At 69.0% G+C, this 14,953-nt stretch carries 15 protein-coding genes; 6 read left to right on the forward strand and 9 right to left on the reverse strand.

The features are described 5' to 3' along the window. Positions 1–122 precede the first annotated feature (122 nt). Positions 123–581 carry a MarR family winged helix-turn-helix transcriptional regulator gene (locus Ssi02_RS33775; protein WP_204031658.1) on the reverse strand — a complete coding sequence of 153 codons (459 nt, stop codon included), beginning with the start codon at positions 579–581 and terminating at the stop codon, positions 123–125. A gap of 100 nt (positions 582–681) precedes the next feature. Further along, a complete protein-coding gene (locus Ssi02_RS33780; protein WP_307825852.1) occupies positions 682–1,599 on the reverse strand; it encodes an alpha/beta fold hydrolase in 918 nt (305 codons plus the stop codon). A gap of 212 nt (positions 1,600–1,811) precedes the next feature. On the opposite strand from Ssi02_RS33780, the gene Ssi02_RS33785 reads away from it, so the two are divergent. Continuing rightward, positions 1,812–2,894 (forward strand): HesA/MoeB/ThiF family protein, encoded by a 1,083-nt coding sequence (locus Ssi02_RS33785; protein WP_239130253.1) that lies wholly within the window; start codon positions 1,812–1,814, stop codon positions 2,892–2,894. 611 nt (positions 2,895–3,505) lie between these two features. On the opposite strand, the gene Ssi02_RS33790 is transcribed toward Ssi02_RS33785, so the two are convergent. Next, positions 3,506–3,823 (reverse strand): hypothetical protein, encoded by a 318-nt coding sequence (locus tag Ssi02_RS33790; protein WP_204031661.1) that lies wholly within the window; start codon positions 3,821–3,823, stop codon positions 3,506–3,508. A 147-nt stretch (positions 3,824–3,970) separates the two neighbouring features. Between Ssi02_RS33790 and Ssi02_RS33795 the strand changes: the two genes are divergently transcribed. Beyond that, entirely contained in the window at positions 3,971–5,299 is a 1,329-nt protein-coding gene (locus Ssi02_RS33795; RefSeq protein ID WP_275410782.1) for a helix-turn-helix domain-containing protein, read from the forward strand. Between the two features lie 365 nt (positions 5,300–5,664). Here Ssi02_RS33795 and Ssi02_RS33800 read toward each other — a convergent pair whose 3' ends face one another. The 4 genes from Ssi02_RS33800 to Ssi02_RS33815 form a co-directional block, all read right to left on the reverse strand. Then, the gene (locus Ssi02_RS33800) at positions 5,665–6,381 is read right to left on the reverse strand and encodes an SIR2 family NAD-dependent protein deacylase (RefSeq protein WP_307825853.1); all 717 of its coding nucleotides are present in this window, start codon (positions 6,379–6,381) and stop codon (positions 5,665–5,667) included. Positions 6,382–6,530: 149 nt separating this feature from the next. Then, positions 6,531–8,024 (reverse strand): tripartite tricarboxylate transporter permease, encoded by a 1,494-nt coding sequence (locus Ssi02_RS33805; protein ID WP_204031664.1) that lies wholly within the window; start codon positions 8,022–8,024, stop codon positions 6,531–6,533. Further along, a complete protein-coding gene (locus Ssi02_RS33810; RefSeq protein ID WP_204031665.1) occupies positions 8,024–8,539 on the reverse strand; it encodes a tripartite tricarboxylate transporter TctB family protein in 516 nt (171 codons plus the stop codon). The genes Ssi02_RS33805 and Ssi02_RS33810 overlap by 1 nt, the downstream gene beginning before the upstream one ends. Before the next feature lie 2 nt (positions 8,540–8,541). After that, a complete protein-coding gene (locus Ssi02_RS33815) occupies positions 8,542–9,444 on the reverse strand; it encodes a Bug family tripartite tricarboxylate transporter substrate binding protein (RefSeq protein WP_204031666.1) in 903 nt (300 codons plus the stop codon). Positions 9,445–9,640: 196 nt separating this feature from the next. Here Ssi02_RS33815 and Ssi02_RS33820 point away from each other — a divergent pair, with 196 nt between their 5' ends. Both Ssi02_RS33820 and Ssi02_RS33825 read left to right on the forward strand, forming a co-directional pair. Then, positions 9,641–11,281 carry a sensor histidine kinase gene (locus Ssi02_RS33820; protein ID WP_204031667.1) on the forward strand — a complete coding sequence of 547 codons (1,641 nt, stop codon included), beginning with the start codon at positions 9,641–9,643 and terminating at the stop codon, positions 11,279–11,281. Beyond that, positions 11,278–11,952: a response regulator gene (locus Ssi02_RS33825; protein ID WP_204031668.1), complete on the forward strand. Its 675-nt coding sequence runs from the start codon at positions 11,278–11,280 to the stop codon at positions 11,950–11,952. Before Ssi02_RS33820 ends, Ssi02_RS33825 begins: the two co-directional genes overlap by 4 nt. A gap of 241 nt (positions 11,953–12,193) precedes the next feature. Here the strand turns inward: Ssi02_RS33825 and Ssi02_RS39075 are convergent, their stop codons facing one another. Continuing rightward, a complete protein-coding gene (locus Ssi02_RS39075; protein ID WP_239130233.1) occupies positions 12,194–12,343 on the reverse strand; it encodes a GPGG-motif small membrane protein in 150 nt (49 codons plus the stop codon). 175 nt (positions 12,344–12,518) lie between these two features. Here Ssi02_RS39075 and Ssi02_RS33830 point away from each other — a divergent pair, with 175 nt between their 5' ends. After that, on the forward strand, positions 12,519–13,679 hold the full coding sequence (locus Ssi02_RS33830) for an AI-2E family transporter (RefSeq protein ID WP_204031669.1): 1,161 nt from the start codon (positions 12,519–12,521) through the stop codon (positions 13,677–13,679). 255 nt (positions 13,680–13,934) lie between these two features. Continuing rightward, positions 13,935–14,132: a hypothetical protein gene (locus tag Ssi02_RS33835; protein ID WP_204031670.1), complete on the forward strand. Its 198-nt coding sequence runs from the start codon at positions 13,935–13,937 to the stop codon at positions 14,130–14,132. A 42-nt stretch (positions 14,133–14,174) separates the two neighbouring features. Here the strand turns inward: Ssi02_RS33835 and Ssi02_RS33840 are convergent, their stop codons facing one another. Continuing rightward, positions 14,175–14,783, reverse strand: a complete 609-nt coding sequence (locus Ssi02_RS33840; RefSeq protein WP_204031671.1) for a TetR/AcrR family transcriptional regulator — start codon at positions 14,781–14,783, stop codon at positions 14,175–14,177. Between the last annotated feature and the right edge of the window lie 170 nt (positions 14,784–14,953).

Genomic DNA, 14,953 nt, shown 5'->3' on the forward strand with positions numbered 1-14,953 from the left:
ACGGGGCAAACCTTCGGGGGTGTCCTCCACCTGCCCGGGTGAGGAGGCAGTGACGGCCGGGGGGAGGCGGGGCGAGGGCGGCGGTTATGACAGGATCCACCGGAAGGCACGGGCCGCCGGTGTCAAAGGGGTGTGGCGCGCATGCGTTCGGCGACACGCCGCTGCTGTGCCACCTGGCCGCGCACGAAATCGGACAGCAGCGAGAGTTGGTCGTCGGAATATGCCGAGAACTGCGCCTCCGACTCCCGCACCGCCTGCCCCCAGGCGTCCTCGGCGAGCGTGCGCGCCTTGTCCGTGGGGTGGATGAGCACACGCCGCCGGTCGGCCACGTCGCGGGCACGCTCGGCGAACCCGGCCCTCTCCAGCCGGTCGACCGCCACCGTGAGGGCCCCAGGGGTGAGCCCGGCGAGCTCGGCCAGCTCGCCCGAGGCCATCGGACCACGCGTGATCAGATAGGCGACGCACCGTGAGTCGGTGCGGTTGAGCCCCATCCGCTCGGAGATCGCCGCATCGGCCATCTCCGAGGCGTTTTGCAGGTCCGTGAGGGCCACCATGAGATCCTCGATGAGTCGCCGCCGCATCCGCAGATCCTAACGGAACACCCCCCTGTGCCCCCGCGAACGATCCATCTCCTTCCTCGCCGAGGTGGGCTCCCGCCGTACTAGACAGGCGGGCCAAGCATCACGGCCGTTCGCCGGCCGCGTGGTTCGCGATCAGCTTGGCCAGCTGAGTGGGGAGGCCGGTTTTGAAGAACCCGTGTCCCATGCCTTCGATCAGCCGCAGCCGTGCTCCCGGCACCGCCTCCGCCACCGCTCGCCCGTGGGCCGGAGGCAGCAGCGGGTCCGCCGCCCCGTGGATCACCAGGGTCGGCGCGGAAATGTGTGACAGCGGCACCCGTCTTGCGTCCGTCATCTGCCGCCCCGCCAGATCGTGCTGCGCGGCCGCACCCGGATTGTGTGCCCGGTCGTGCGCGAGCTCCGAGTGCGCACGAGCGGCTTGTTCGTCGAACCCGGGCGCGTCCCCATGGGTCAGGCGCCACGTCTCCACCGCGACCGCGACCCCCTCCTCGCGTGTGCCATGTGGCGCGGTGGCGAGCTCGATGAGCCGCCGCAAGAAGCTTGTGGTGGGCGCGGGCAGAGTGTGAGGATCGGGCTCCTGCCCGGCCATGGCACGCGCCCAGCCGGGACCGGCGTCGTGACCCATCGGACTCGTCATGATCGCCGTGAGTGTGCGAACACGCTCGGGATGGTGCACGGCCAGCAATTGCACAATCGCACCGCCGAGCGACGCACCCACCACATGCGCCGAGGAAACACCGTGCGCGTCCATCACCGTGAGCGTGTCGGCGGCCATGTCGTCGAGAGTGTAAGGGTGGGCGGAGTAGTCCACCGAATCAGACAGACCGGTATCCCGGTGATCGAAGCTAATAACCCGATAACCACGCCCGACAAGCACCTCCACCATCTCGCCGGGCCACCCGATCCCCTGCGCAGCAGTGCCCATGACCAGCACAATCGCCGGATGTGCGGGGTCACCGAACCCTTGACTCCAGATCCGCAGCGAACCCGACCGCGCATATATCTCTTCGTTTTTGAGCACGAGAGTCAATATAGCCGCGCCGCGAATATATTTGCAGCTCCCATTTCATTCGATATTTACCCTGAATTGTGGTATAATAAAGAGGCGGCGAGAAGAGTCTCCATATTCTTAGCTTGGGCCGCTCCGCATCACTAGTGCAACACCGCGCGGTCGCTTTAGCCTCGCCGGGTAGAGGTGTTCTTGTCGGGGCTTGGTGTGGGAGGCAGGTCGTGATGCGTCGTCCTCGGGTGAAGGTGGAACACACGCCTTATCGGTGTGAGGGGGGGACGGTCCGTATCGGGGGTGCGGTCTACGGGCTGGCCGCCGAGATCGAGGATCGGCGGGGGTGGGTGTGGACGGCGCTGGGGTTGATGGACGGCACGCGCGAGGTTGAGGAGGTCGTCGCGGGGCTGTGCCGTACTCATCCGGAGGTGTCGGAGCGGCAGGCGCGGGCGGTGGTGGAGGCGCTGGTCGGTTCGGGCTATGTGGAGAGCGGGGAGGAGGTCGTCCCGCCGGAGCTCAGCGAGGGGGAGGTCTCGCGCTATGCCCGGAACTACGCATATTTCCGGCATGCCGATCTGACGCCTCGTGAGCACGGCTGGGAGCCGCAGCTTCGGCTTAAGGCGGCCCGGGTGCTGCTTCTCGGGCTCGGCGGCACAGGTGGGCACGCCGGGTGGGCGCTGGCCGCGGCGGGGGTGGGGAGGTTGCACTGCGTCGACCCGGACACGGTGGAGGTGTCGAACCTCACCCGGCAGGTGCTCTACGACGAGAGTGACGTCGGCCGGCCCAAGGCCGAGGCGGCGGTGGAGCGGTTGCGGCGGGTGAACTCGGCGGTCGAGGTAACGGGGGAGCGGCGGCGGGTGGGGACGCGGGAGGAGCTGGCGGCGCTCCTCCGGGGGTTCGATGTGCTGGCGTTGTGCGCGGATGAGCCGCGTGGTCCGGACGGGGTGCGGGTGTGGGCGAACCGGGCATGTGCGGCGGCCGGTGTGCCGTGGGTGGGGGGCGGCTACTCGGGGCCGCTGGTGACGGTCGGGGTCTACGGTCCGGGCGGCACGTGTTATGAGTGCCTGCGCGCCGGGGAGGAGGCCCGGCTGCGGGCCGGGGTGCCGATCGACCTCGGCGGGCCGGGGGTGCTGGCGACGTCGGCGGGGCTTTCCGGGCAGTTTACGGCGCACGCGGTGATCGCACTTGTCACAGGGGTTCCGGAGCTACGCCCCGGCTATGTAACGGGTGTCAACCTCATAGACCCCACCCATCATGTCTATGTGCGGCATGAGCCGCGCCCGGGCTGCTCTATTTGCGGTCATCCGAGTTGAATGTCCTCAATGAGTTGGGCCTTGACTACCGAATGCAGCCAATCAGATGATCGGTTAGTCAAGTTTCATCCGATTCAGAAGTACGTTCATGCGGACTCCAGTGCACATAGGAAGGAGGGCGAATGGACGGGCTGAAGTACGAGGATGACGCGTCGCCGCTCGTGGAAATCACGATCCGGCTTCTCACCAGGCTCGAGACGACGAGCCTTAGCAATTCAATCGGCAACTGATCGACCCGCTCGGGCGGGTCCCCCGCGGGCCCGCCCGAACACACTCGTGGCCGGCCACCCCATTTGACGGTCATTGAATTACCCTTCAAACGGCGCGTCGCGCGGCGCCGTATTTCTCAACGGCGCAGATTCCCGGGAATCGAACAGGAATCTCTCACCTTCCGTCGCGCCGCGGTTTCAGCCACCTGTGGTCACGCCGCTTTCCGGTCGGCGCCCCCGCACACCTCCACCCTTTTCGGTCCCTTAAAATCGGGGGCCCCAACTCCTTTTCGGCCCCGGTTTATCGGGTGTGCCGCGCGGCCCCCACCCCTCTTTGGAAGCCGGCGGATTCCGTGCCCCCGCGCCGCCCGCGCCCCGAGGCCCGCACTCCGGGACCGCCCCTCATGCGGGGAACGCTCCCGTGGACTCCCGGTCGACCGCGATCCTGCGCGCGGCCGTGCCGGGTGATGCCCAGGGGCAGAACGCCCAGACGTGACGGCCGGCCGTGTCGGACCGGCCGGTCCACCACCGGTAGCCCCCCATGTCGTCCACCCACACGTTGACCCCGCATTCCAGCGCCAGCACGGCCAGCCCGCCGCGCTCGTGGACGACGCCGGCGAGGCCGAGCCGGAGGCAGTGCTCGGCCAGGTGCACGGCGGCACGGGTGGCGGGGGCCGGCGCCCTGGGGGAGGGACGGGCCGTGGTCGCAAGGTGCGGCATGGGTCGGACCTCCTGAAGGCCATCCGTCGAGAATCCCTGACGCGGCTTGCCCGCCTGAGGGGTTCTGCCTTGGACAGCGCCGACTGAATGTCATAGTGGTTGTTGCTCAGAGTGTGAGGCAAGACACGGAGAGTTGCATCAGGGTGCATGCAACATGTGCGACAAACCTCAAGGGCGGACGTGGCCGGACATCAGGAACGGAGCGATTCAAGCTGGCACGAGTTCGGGAGGGCTGTGCGGGCTCGGCGTGAGGAGCGGGGCGTGAGTCTGCGTGCTCTCGCCGACCGGATCCGATGGCACTACTCGTTGATCGCCAAGTGGGAGCAGGGCAGGAACCGCCCGTCGGCCGACGCGATCATCGCACTGGACACGGAGCTCGGCGCCGGAGGTGCGCTCCTGGCGCAGGCGCTGCACGCCGCCATGGCCGATCTTCAGCACAGCACGGTCACCACAAACCCCACCGAAGTTGACAAGGATGCCGAGATGGAACGTCGTCAACTGCTGCACCTGGCAGCGGGCATGGGAGCAGGGGCCTTAAGCTCCGACGAGCCGATCCGGAGCCTGCTGGATCCATCCCTCAGCGAACCCCGCACCGTCGAGGATTGGGAGCTGGCCTGCGCCGACCACCTCCACGCCATACACACCCGCCCCGCACAGCAGGTCAACGGCGATCTCCTGGTCGACCTGCTGACGCTCCAGCGGCAGATCACCTCTCCCGGCCGCGTCGACCTCACCGAGCTCCACCGGGTGCTGGCCACTCTCGCCGCCTACGAGGGCAGCGTGCTCACCCGCCTCGCCAACCCCGGCGCCGCCCTCCGGTGGTATCGCACGGCCCGCGCCGCCGCCGACGCCTCCGGCGAGCGCGACCTGCGCGTGCGGATCCGGGCACACGAGGCCGGCCACAGCCTCTACGGCCTGCGGGACCCCGCGACCGTGCTGCGGCTGACCGACCGCGCCGAGCAGATCGCCGGCGACGCCCCCTCGACCGGGCTCGCCATGACCCTCCGCATCAAAGCTCACGCTCTTGCGGCCATGGGCCGCCACGACGAGGCGCGGCAGGCGCTGCGGCTGTTCCTCACCGTCGCCGCCGCCGATGTGCCGGCGGTCGCCGGCTTCTGGGAACCCTCCGCGGACGGCCGCGTCGACTTCACCGCCGCCCAGGTGCACGGCGCCGCGGGCCGGGTGCGCGAGGCCGGCGAGGCGGTCGAACGCATACTGCGCAGCCCGGTCCTGGGTTACCACGCGCATGTGAACGCCCGCCTGGCCGCCGCGCAGTGCACGGTGGTCGCGGGCGGCATCGACGAGGGCGTGCGCCTCGCGGCCGCGGCGATCGCCTCGCTACCCCAGGCATACCGCAACGTCATGGTGACCGAGATGGCCCGCCGCGTCCTCCGCGCCGTCCCCCTCGATCAGCGGGAGCGCTCCCCCGTGACGGAGTTCCGCGTCCTCGCGATCGAGAACGGCGCCGTCGCCTGACCTCGGCCCCACCCCGGTGCCACCGCCGTGACGCAGGGGCCCTGGGCGCGGGCCCGAAGCGGGATTCACGGTGGCGCGGCCTCGGCCATCCCGCCGCCCGGCCCACCGGTCCGGCGGTGGCGCGGCCTCGGCCCTCGTGTCGCGTCGGCCAATCTGTGTGGGCCGGGCCATGTGCGCGGTAACAGCCGGCTCGGCCCTCATGTCGCGCCGGCCAACCGGGTTGACCACGCTCAGCGGGCCAGGCTGTGTCGCCCGGCTCGGGCGGCTTCGCCGTACTGGCCGGGTGGTTTGAGTGCGCGCGGCCGGGCATTCTTGGGATCAAACTCCCGGGCAAGGCGACTGCGGCGAAGCCTGAGCCGGCCGGGTCACAGGGCGGTGAGCCGCCGCACGAGCGCGGGAAGGGCCGTGCCGATGGGGTCGCGGATCACCTCGTCCGCCAGGGCGTCGTAGGGCGTCGGGGAGTCGTTGACGATGACGAGCCGGGCGCCCGACTCGGCGGCGATGCCGGCGAGGGACGCGGCGGGCTGCACCTGGAGTGAGGTGCCCACGGCGACGAACACCTCGCATGCCGCGGACGCCTCGACGGCCCGCCGTATGGTGCTGTCGTCGAGGTTTTCGCCGAACATGACGGTGGTCGTCTTCAGGACGCCGCCGCAGGCGAGGCAGGCGGGGTCGGCCTCGCCGGCGAGGATGCGCTCGCGTGCCTCGGCGAGGGTCGTGCGGCCTGCGCAGGCGGTGCACACGATGCCGAACATGTTGCCGTGGAGCTCCAGCACCCGGCCGGGGTCGGAGCCCGCCCGCTGGTGCAGGCCGTCGACGTTCTGCGTGATCAACCACGACAGCAGCCCGGCCCGCTCCAGCTCCACGAGTGCCAGATGGGCCGGGTTGGGCTGGGCCGTCCAGGCGGGACTGTCCAGGCGGAACCGCCACGAGCGGCGGCGGATGTCGGGGTCGTCCAGGTAGTAGTGGAGGGTGACGAGCTTGCTGTAGTCGGGGTCGGTCCGCCACAGACCGGCGGGTCCCCGGTAGTCGGGGATTCCGGACTCGGTGGAGATGCCCGCACCGGTCATGACGGTGATCACGTTCGCCCCTTGTCTTGAAGGTCTTTCCCGCAGGTCACGGTGCATCGTGAGAAAGACCTCAATTTAGCTGCGCACCGGCAACTCCGCGAACCAGGGCTACTTCGCCCTGGACTCCGGCCGCCTGCGTGAGACAGACGGCCTCCTCTTCATCAAGCGGATCGCCTGACCAGCCGTGCCGTACGGCGGAGCAGCGGCCAGGCCAGCACCAGTGCGATGATCACGTAGATCGTGATGGACACCGGCCCGCCGATGAGCCCTGACAGCTCCCCGCCGGTGAGCTGAAGGGATCGCCGGCCCTGGAGTTCGGCGCGCGGCCCGAGGATGACGCCCACGATGAGCGGCAGCACCGGCAGCCCGAACCGCCGCATGCCGAAGCCGAGTAGGCCGAGCACCGCGAGCAGCAGCAGGTCGAGCGGCTGGGCGTTGACGGCGTAGGCGCCCATGGAGGCGAAGAACAGGATCCCGGCGTAGAGGTAGGGCCGCGGGATCTGAAGGAGTTTCGCCCACGCCGGGGCCAGCGGCAGGTTGAGTACGAGCAGCATCAGATTGCCGACGAAGAGGCTGGCGATGAGGGTCCACACCAGCGCCGGCTGCCGTTCGAACAGCAGGGGACCGGGCTGGATGCCGTACGACTCGAACGCCGCGAGCATCACCGCCGTCGTGGCCGTCGTCGGCAGGCCGATGGCCAGCATCGGCACGAGGGTGCCGGCCGCGGAGGCGTTGTTGGCCGCCTCGGGGCCGGCGACGCCTTCGATGGCGCCCTTGCCGAACTCCTCGGGGTGCTTGGCCAGCCGCTTCTCCGTGACGTAGGAGAGGAAGGTGGGGATCTCCGCCCCGCCCGCGGGGACCGCGCCGAAGGGGAAGCCGAGGGCGGTGCCGCGCAGCCAGGGCCGCCACGAGCGCTTCCAGTCCTCCTTGCCGAGCCACGGCTGCCCCACGGGGATCACCACGGGTTTGGACCGGCGCAAATGGGCCGCGACCCAGAGGGCCTCGCCGACGGCGAAGATTCCGACGGCGACCACGATGACGTCGATGCCGTCGGCCAGTTGCGGGACGCCGAGGGTGAGGCGCTGCTGACCGGTGACGGCGTCGATGCCGACGATGCCGACGACGAGACCGAGGAGCAGGGACGCGAACCCTCGCACGCGGGACGTGCCGAGCACGGCGGACACCGCGACGAAGGCGAGGAGCATCAGGGCGAAGTAGTCGGGCGCGCCGAGGCTGATGGCGAACGTCACGACGTACGGCGTGACGAACACCAGCAGGATGTTGGCGAGGGTGCCGGCGATGAACGACCCGATGGCGGCGGTGGCGAGGGCCTGGGCCGCGCGCCCGGCCTTCGCCATCTTGTTGCCCTCGATGGCGGTGACGACCGAGGCGGACTCACCTGGGGTGTTGAGGAGGATGGAGGTCGTCGACCCGCCGTACATGCCGCCGTAGAAGATGCCGGCGAACAGGATGAACGCCTGGGTGGGCTCCATGCCGTACGTCAGAGGCAGCAGAAGCGCGACCGTCATCGCCGGCCCGATGCCGGGCAGCACGCCGACCGCCGTGCCCGCGGTGACGCCGATCAGCGCGACCAGCAGGTTGGCGGGGGCGAGGATGGCACCGAAGCCGGACAGCAGGTGGTTCAGGCTGTCCATCAGAGGATTCCCTGGAGTACGCCGGCGGGCAGGTTGACGCCGAGCCCGATGGCGAAGACGTAGAAGGTGATCAGCGACAGGGCCACCGCGATGACCAGGTTGCGCAGGTGGTGGCGGCTACCGAGGGCGAAAGCCGTACCCCAGAACAGCAGGGTGCCGCTGATGACCCACCCGGCGGGTTCGATGAGGACCGCGTTGACCGCGAAGGCGGCCAGCACCAGCAGGACGGTGCGCCAGTCGATGGGCGAGGAGGGGTCGATGTCCTCCCCGGCCTCGGGCTCGGCGCGCCCGCCGCGGACCACGTCGATCGTGTAGACGATCGAGGTGAGCAGCAGCAGCGCGCCGAGGATCAGCGGTACAGGGCGGGGGCCGACGGGATCGTTGCTGGAGGGCAGGTGGGCGATCTGCAGCGCGTCGGCGATCACCACCGCCCCGACCAGGGCGAGGAAGGCGCACACACCGTACTGCGCGGGATCCCCGCCCTGAGGGGCCGATCTGGGTGTTTCGGAGGTCACGCTTACGCCAGCCCGAGCTGCTTGAGGATGTCGGCGACGGCCTTGTCCTGCTCGGCGAGGTAGGTCGCGAACTCGTCACCGGCGAGGAAGGCGTCCTTCCAGCCGCGCTTGGCGCACTCCTCCTTCCACTTCGCGGAGTCGCGCGTGCGGGTCACGAGGTCCACCCACGTCTTGCGGTCGGCGTCGCTGATGCCGGGCGGGGCGACGATGCCGCGCCAGTTGGTGAAGATGAGGTCGATGCCCGAGGACTTGAGTGTGGGCACGTCCTGCAGCACGTCGACGGGCTCGGCGCTGGTGATGGCGAGGACCCGCACCTGACCGGCCTCGACCTGGTCGAGGAACTCGCCGTAGCCGCTCGCCCCGAACGCGATCTTGTTGCCGAGGATCGCCGGCAGCAGTTCGCCACCGCCGTCGTAGGAGATGAAGTTGACCTTCTTGGGGTCGATGCCGACCGTCTGGGCGAGCTGCATCGGCAGCAGGTGGTCGGGGCCGCCGGGCGACGAGCCGCCGCCGACCGTCACCTTCGAGGGGTCCTTCTTCCACGCCTTGACCAGGTCGCCGATGGTCTTGTACGGAGAGTCCTTCGAGACCACGATCGCCCCGGCCTCCTCGATCAGCTTGGCGATCGGGGTGGTCTGCGAGAGGGTGGCCTGCGACTTGGAGGTGTAGGACGCGCCCACGACCCCGAGGCCCATCTGCATCGCGAGCTTGCCGTTGCCCTTTTCGTTCACGGTGCGCTGGAGGCCGACGGTGCCGCCCGCCCCCGGCAGGTTGAAGACCTGCACACCGGAGGCGATACCGGTCTCCTCCATCACCCTCGCCAGGGAGCGTGCGGTCGTGTCGTAGCCGCCCCCGGGCGTGTTGGGCACCATGAGGCGAAGCCCGGCGGTGCCTTCCGTCGTCACCGGCGCTCCGTCACTGCGCTCGGCAGTGGCCCCACAGCCGACCGTAAACACAGAAAGCGCCACAAGCCCACTGATAACAGCAGTTAACCGAGTTCTCACAATCTTCTCTTTCGCTTTGCAGACAGCCAGCGCCATGATTGTGTGACTCTGCACGACCCCCGTCTGCCTTGTGTGACCAGCGAAGAATGAGTTCATTGTGGTCATAAGGTCTCGAAAGCTCACCCTCGCCGGGGAGCTCCTGATGCTGCAACTCGTCGTCGGCGTGATCGTCCTCGTCGCCGTCGGCGCGGTGTCGCTCGCCCAGTCGGCGTCCACCTTCGACCGCGTCGAAGGACGCCGCGTGACGGCCCTGGCCGAACAGACGGCGTGGGCGCCGCTCGTGCGCAGCCAGCTCGACCAGCCGGCCGCCGCCGAGGTGCTCGCGTCCCTGACCCAGCGCATCCTCACCGAGACAAACGTCTCCTCGGTGACCATCGCCAACAACCAGGGCATCATCGTCAGCTCCGCCGACCCCACCCTCATCGGCGACCGGCTGCCCGTGGCCGACAAGTCCGTCGCCGAGGCGCGCGGCTGGGTCGGCTACCTCGACGTGGACGGTTCCCACGAACTCGTGTCGCAGGTGCCCGTGCTCGGCGACGGCGAGGCGAACCACGGACGCCACCTCGGCACCGTGATGATCGGCATCGCCGCGCCCACCGTCGCCGAGTCCTTCGTCGGGGCCTCGTGGTATCTCCTCACCTACCTCGGCATCGCCGGCGGACTCGGCATCCTCGGCTCGTGGCTGCTGGCCCGCCGCATCAAACACCAGACCCTCGGCATGGAGCCCCGCGAGATCGCCGGTCTCGTGGAGCACCGCGAGGCCATGCTGTACGGCATAGCCGAGGGAGTCGTCGCCCTCGACCTCCAGCTCAGGCTCACGCTCGTCAACGCCGTCGGCCGCGACCTGCTCGACCTGCCCGAGGACTGCGTCGGCATGAGCCTGCGGGAACTCGGCATCGAAGGACGCCTGTTCGACGTGCTCGCCGGGGACGACGGCCACTCCAGGGACCAGATCGTGCTGCGGCGCGGGCGGGTGCTGGTCATGAACCGCATGACCGTCGTCAAGGACGGGCGCACCCTCGGCTCGGTGACGACCCTCCGCAACCGCACCGAACTCGCCAACCTGGAACGCGAACTCGGGCAGTTCCGCAGCTCCACCGAGCTGCTGCGCGCCCAGGCGCACGAGTTCGCCAACCAGCTCCACATCATCTCCGGCCTGATCCAGATCGGCGAACACGAGGAGGTGGTGAGCTACATCCGCACCCTCAAACGGCAGCGCGAATCCCTCGACCTGGCCGTCACCACCCACGTGCGCGACACGGCGGTCGCCGCGCTCCTCATGGCCAAGTGCTCACTCGCCGCCGAGCGCAAAGTGCGCCTGTGCCTGTCCGAGCGCACCACGCTCGACCGGCTCGCCCCCGAGGACTCCGCCGACGTCGCCACCGTGGTCGGCAACCTGGTCGACAACGCCCTGGACGCGGCGACCACGGCGGAGGGGGAGGGCGGGGCGCCCTGGGTGGAGGTGGAAGTGCGGCAGGATGCCTCCAGTGTGGAGATCGTCGTCAGTGACTCCGGGCCCGGCGTGGCCCCCGAGCTCGCCCAAGAGGTCTTCACCCGCGGCTTCACCACCAAAGCCGCCAAAGGCGGCGAGCGCGGCGTCGGGCTGGCCCTCACCCGGCTCGTCTGCCGCCGCCGTGGCGGCGAGATCGCCGTCGCCAACACCATCGACGGCGCGGTCTTCACGGCCCGCATGTCCGTCGGACAAGGAGCGAAGTACATGATGGAGAGCACGCGTTGATCGAGGTTCTGGTCGTCGACGACGACTTCATGGTGGCGCGGGTCAACCGGGGTTTCGTCAACACCGTCGGCGGATTCCGCGTCGTGGGCATGGCCCACACCGGCGAGCAGGCCATCGCGGCCGTGGCCGAGCACCGGCCCGACCTCGTGCTGCTCGACCTCTACCTGCCCGACATGTTCGGGCTGGACGTCATCACCCGGCTGCGGGCCGACGGCCACGACTGCGACGTGCTCGTCATCAGCGCCGCCCGCGAGATCGAGGCCGTGCGCGGCGCCGCCCGCCAGGGCGTCGTCGGCTACCTGCTCAAGCCGTTCGACGCCGCCGACCTGCGTGTGCGCCTGGAACAGTACGCCGCCCAGCACGGCGCCCCCGGCAAACCCCTGGTCAGCGGCCAGGCCGAGATCGACCGCTACCTCGCCCGCGCCCGCACCTCCACCGGCACCGTCATGCTCCCCAAGGGCATGAGCGTCGAGACCGCCGAACTCGTCGAAAACGCCCTCCGCGCCGCCGGCGGCACCCTGTCGGCCGCCGAGTGCGCCGCCGAGGTCGGCATCTCCCGCGTGAGCGCCCGCCGCTACCTCGAACACTTCGTCACCACGGGCCGCGCCGCCGTCACACTGAAGTACGGCTCAGCCGGCCGCCCCGAACGCCGTTACGGCTGGGCCACCTGAAATCTGGGCTGTGCGGACAACGGATGGATATCGACGCCTCCGTTGTCCTGCACATTGTGGAACGTTGCATCTACCACGGATCCGGTGCCTCTTTGTGATCTCCGGGATGTGGTTCCGCGCATGCGCGAAAAAGAAGGAGTTCGGCGAGGAATCAAGAGTGTGGTTTGCCTCTGCAACGCCGGCGTCAAAGGCGGGAGGGCATTCCGGGATGCCCGGGACGCCCTCCCGCGCCGGCTGCCGCTCACACGTCGAACATGCTCACTCCGCCCGGGCCGACGAGCAGTCCCACCACGATCAGCACGATCCCCCAGATGACCTGTCGGCGTGCGACCAGGACGTAGACGCCCCCGATTACCAGGGCCACGGCAAGAATCCATAGCAAAGTTCCCATAAGCGGCCTCTGCCCGCAGAAACCGGAAAGATGCAGGAATCGGGGAATGCCCAGCTCAGGGCAGTCGCCGGCGAGCCGGGATCGGACGGTCCAATTTCCGGCAAAGCTCGATGTTGTCCTCACATGAGGGCCCGCGCGGGGGAATGGCCTAGGGCATTGGAGGTCCGTACATGCCATGACGTCTGGAGACAAGCCTTCTGAGTCGTCCGATGAGGCGGGGCGGTCTCCCGAAGGAAAAGTTGAGCGGGCGGCCGAGAAAGCCGATGCGACCGCCACCGAAGAGCAGCCGTTCGGCAAGCAGGGGCGGCCATTCGATCGGCGGTCGCCGTTCTTTGTGGGAATGACGGCCGCGGCGGGAGTGGCCATCACCTACGGGGTGATCCTTCTGCTGGGGGCGGCCAAGAACGTGCTGGTGCTCATCGGGCTGGGGCTGTTCATCGCCATCGGGCTCGATCCGGCCGTCGGCTGGCTGATACGGCGGGGACTGCCGCGCTGGGCGAGCGTGTTGATCATCCTTGTCGCGACGCTGGCGCTGGTCGGGGCGTTCCTCGCGCTGGCCATTCCGGTGATCGTCGCCCAGGTGGCGCAGTTCGTCCACGAGGTGCCCGCCTTTCTCCGGGAGGCCACTAGCCAGAACACCTTCATCGGGCGGCTCAACACCCGGTTCAACCTGGCGCACGTCATCGAGGGGCTGGGCACGGGGAAGAGCGAGATCTCGCTGGTCGGCGGGCTCCTAGGTGCGGGCAAGGCGGTGGTGGGGGCGGCCGTCTCGACGGTGATCGTCCTGGCGCTGATCGTCTACTTCCTCGCCGACATGCCCCGGATCAAGGGCGCCGCCTACCGCTGCATACCCAACTCCCGGCGCCCCCGCACGATCCTCATCGGCGATGACATCCTGAACAAGGTCGGCATGTTCGTCCTCGGCAATCTCGTCACCTCTGTGGTCGCCGGTGTCCTCACCTACATTTGGCTGGCCATCTTTGATATCCCCTACGCGCTGCTTTTGGCCATGTCTGTCGCACTCCTGGACCTGATCCCCGTCGTGGGCTCCACCATCGGTGGCGTCTTGATTACCCTGGTGGCCCTGTCCGTCTCCCTCCCGCTCGCTCTGGCCACCGCCGGTTACGTCGTGGCCTACCGGCTCTTCGAGGACTACGTGCTGACCCCGCGTGTCATGGGCAAAGCCGTCGAGCTCCCCGGTGTGGTCACCGTCATCGCCGTCACCCTCGGCGCCGCCCTGCTGGGCATCGTCGGCGCCCTGTTCGCCATCCCCATCGCGGCGGCCCTTCGCCTCATCATGCGAGAGGTCGTGTTCCCCCGCCTCGACCGCTCTTGAGGACCAAAGGCGTGATCGGCCGCTCCAGCGGGTAGGCGCCCCTGTAGGAGGAGCTTCGCGCTCGCACTCCGGTTCGGGCGGCCCCACCAAGGAGCAGCTCTACCAGCAGGCGCGCAGGCGCAACATCAAGGCCCGCTCCAGCACGACCAAGGCCGCGCTGCGCTGACCCCGGGCAAGGGCCCGGCAGACCCCCTCAGGCCGAGGTCGCACTCCACCTGTTCACCGCACGAACATGGCCATATACGAGGAGGGACCATGTCGCACTCCAAACCCGACCACGAGGATGCTCCGCTGGCCGACCGCCGGGCAGACCAGCAAGAAGTCCACGACGAACCCGACTTCGCCGATGAGTTCGCCCCTTCGCCCACCGACCCGGCCGGCCAGCCCGAAGACGATCCCGACACCGATGTCCACGGACAGGACGAGGGCTACGAAAGGCCGACCTCGTCCTAAGCGGCGGCCGAGGCTTCGCTCATCCAGGAGAAAAGGTTCTGATCAGGCCCCTGTGAACACACCCCGGTGGCGCACAAGGGGAAGGTAGACCTCGTCGACGATTTCGACGATGACGCTGTCCGGGGTCGAGGGGGTGCCGCGCACGGAATACTCGTTGCGGAGGAGGGCGACGGCGACGGTGGCCACGCGGGGGTGGAGGGCTTCGGGGTGGACCTCGCCGCGGGCGACGGCGCGGCCGAGGACGGTCAGCCAGACGGCGTCCTCGTCGCCGGGGTGGTCGTGTAGCTGCGCCAGGAGCTCGGGTGCGCCCCCGGAGCTCGACATGAGGTCACGCAGGATCTCTCCGTACGGCGAAGCCCAGTGGCGGTTGGCGCGGCGCAGGAGTTCGAGCGCGTCGGAGCGCAGGTCGCCGGTGTCGGGGAGTTGCGGGTCGGCGCTGACTAGTTCGCGGTAGGCGGCGACGCCGAGGGCGGTGCGGTTGGGCCAGCGGCGGTAGATCGCGTTCTTGTTGGTGCCGGCTCGTCTGGCGACCTTGTCCATGGTCAGTCCGGCGTATCCCGACTCGGTGAGCTCCTGGACCGCGGCGTAGAGGATCGCCCGCTCCAGCGCGGCCCCTCGCCGCCGCCTCCGCACCGCCGGATCACCGGTCATGACACCTCCCGCTAGGCACCCTGCGTACCTTAACTGCTCACGCATTATGCAGCAATAATGGGAATTTAAGGTACGAATCGTACCTTAATCGGCCGAGGTGCATATGCCGCACCGGAGCGGTGAGCCGGTAAAGCGGCCGGCATCGCCTTCCGACATGCCGTGGACGCTCA

Origin of the sequence: Sinosporangium siamense, from assembly GCF_016863435.1 — a bacterium.
Taxonomy (GTDB): Bacteria; Actinomycetota; Actinomycetes; order Streptosporangiales; family Streptosporangiaceae; genus Sinosporangium; species Sinosporangium siamense.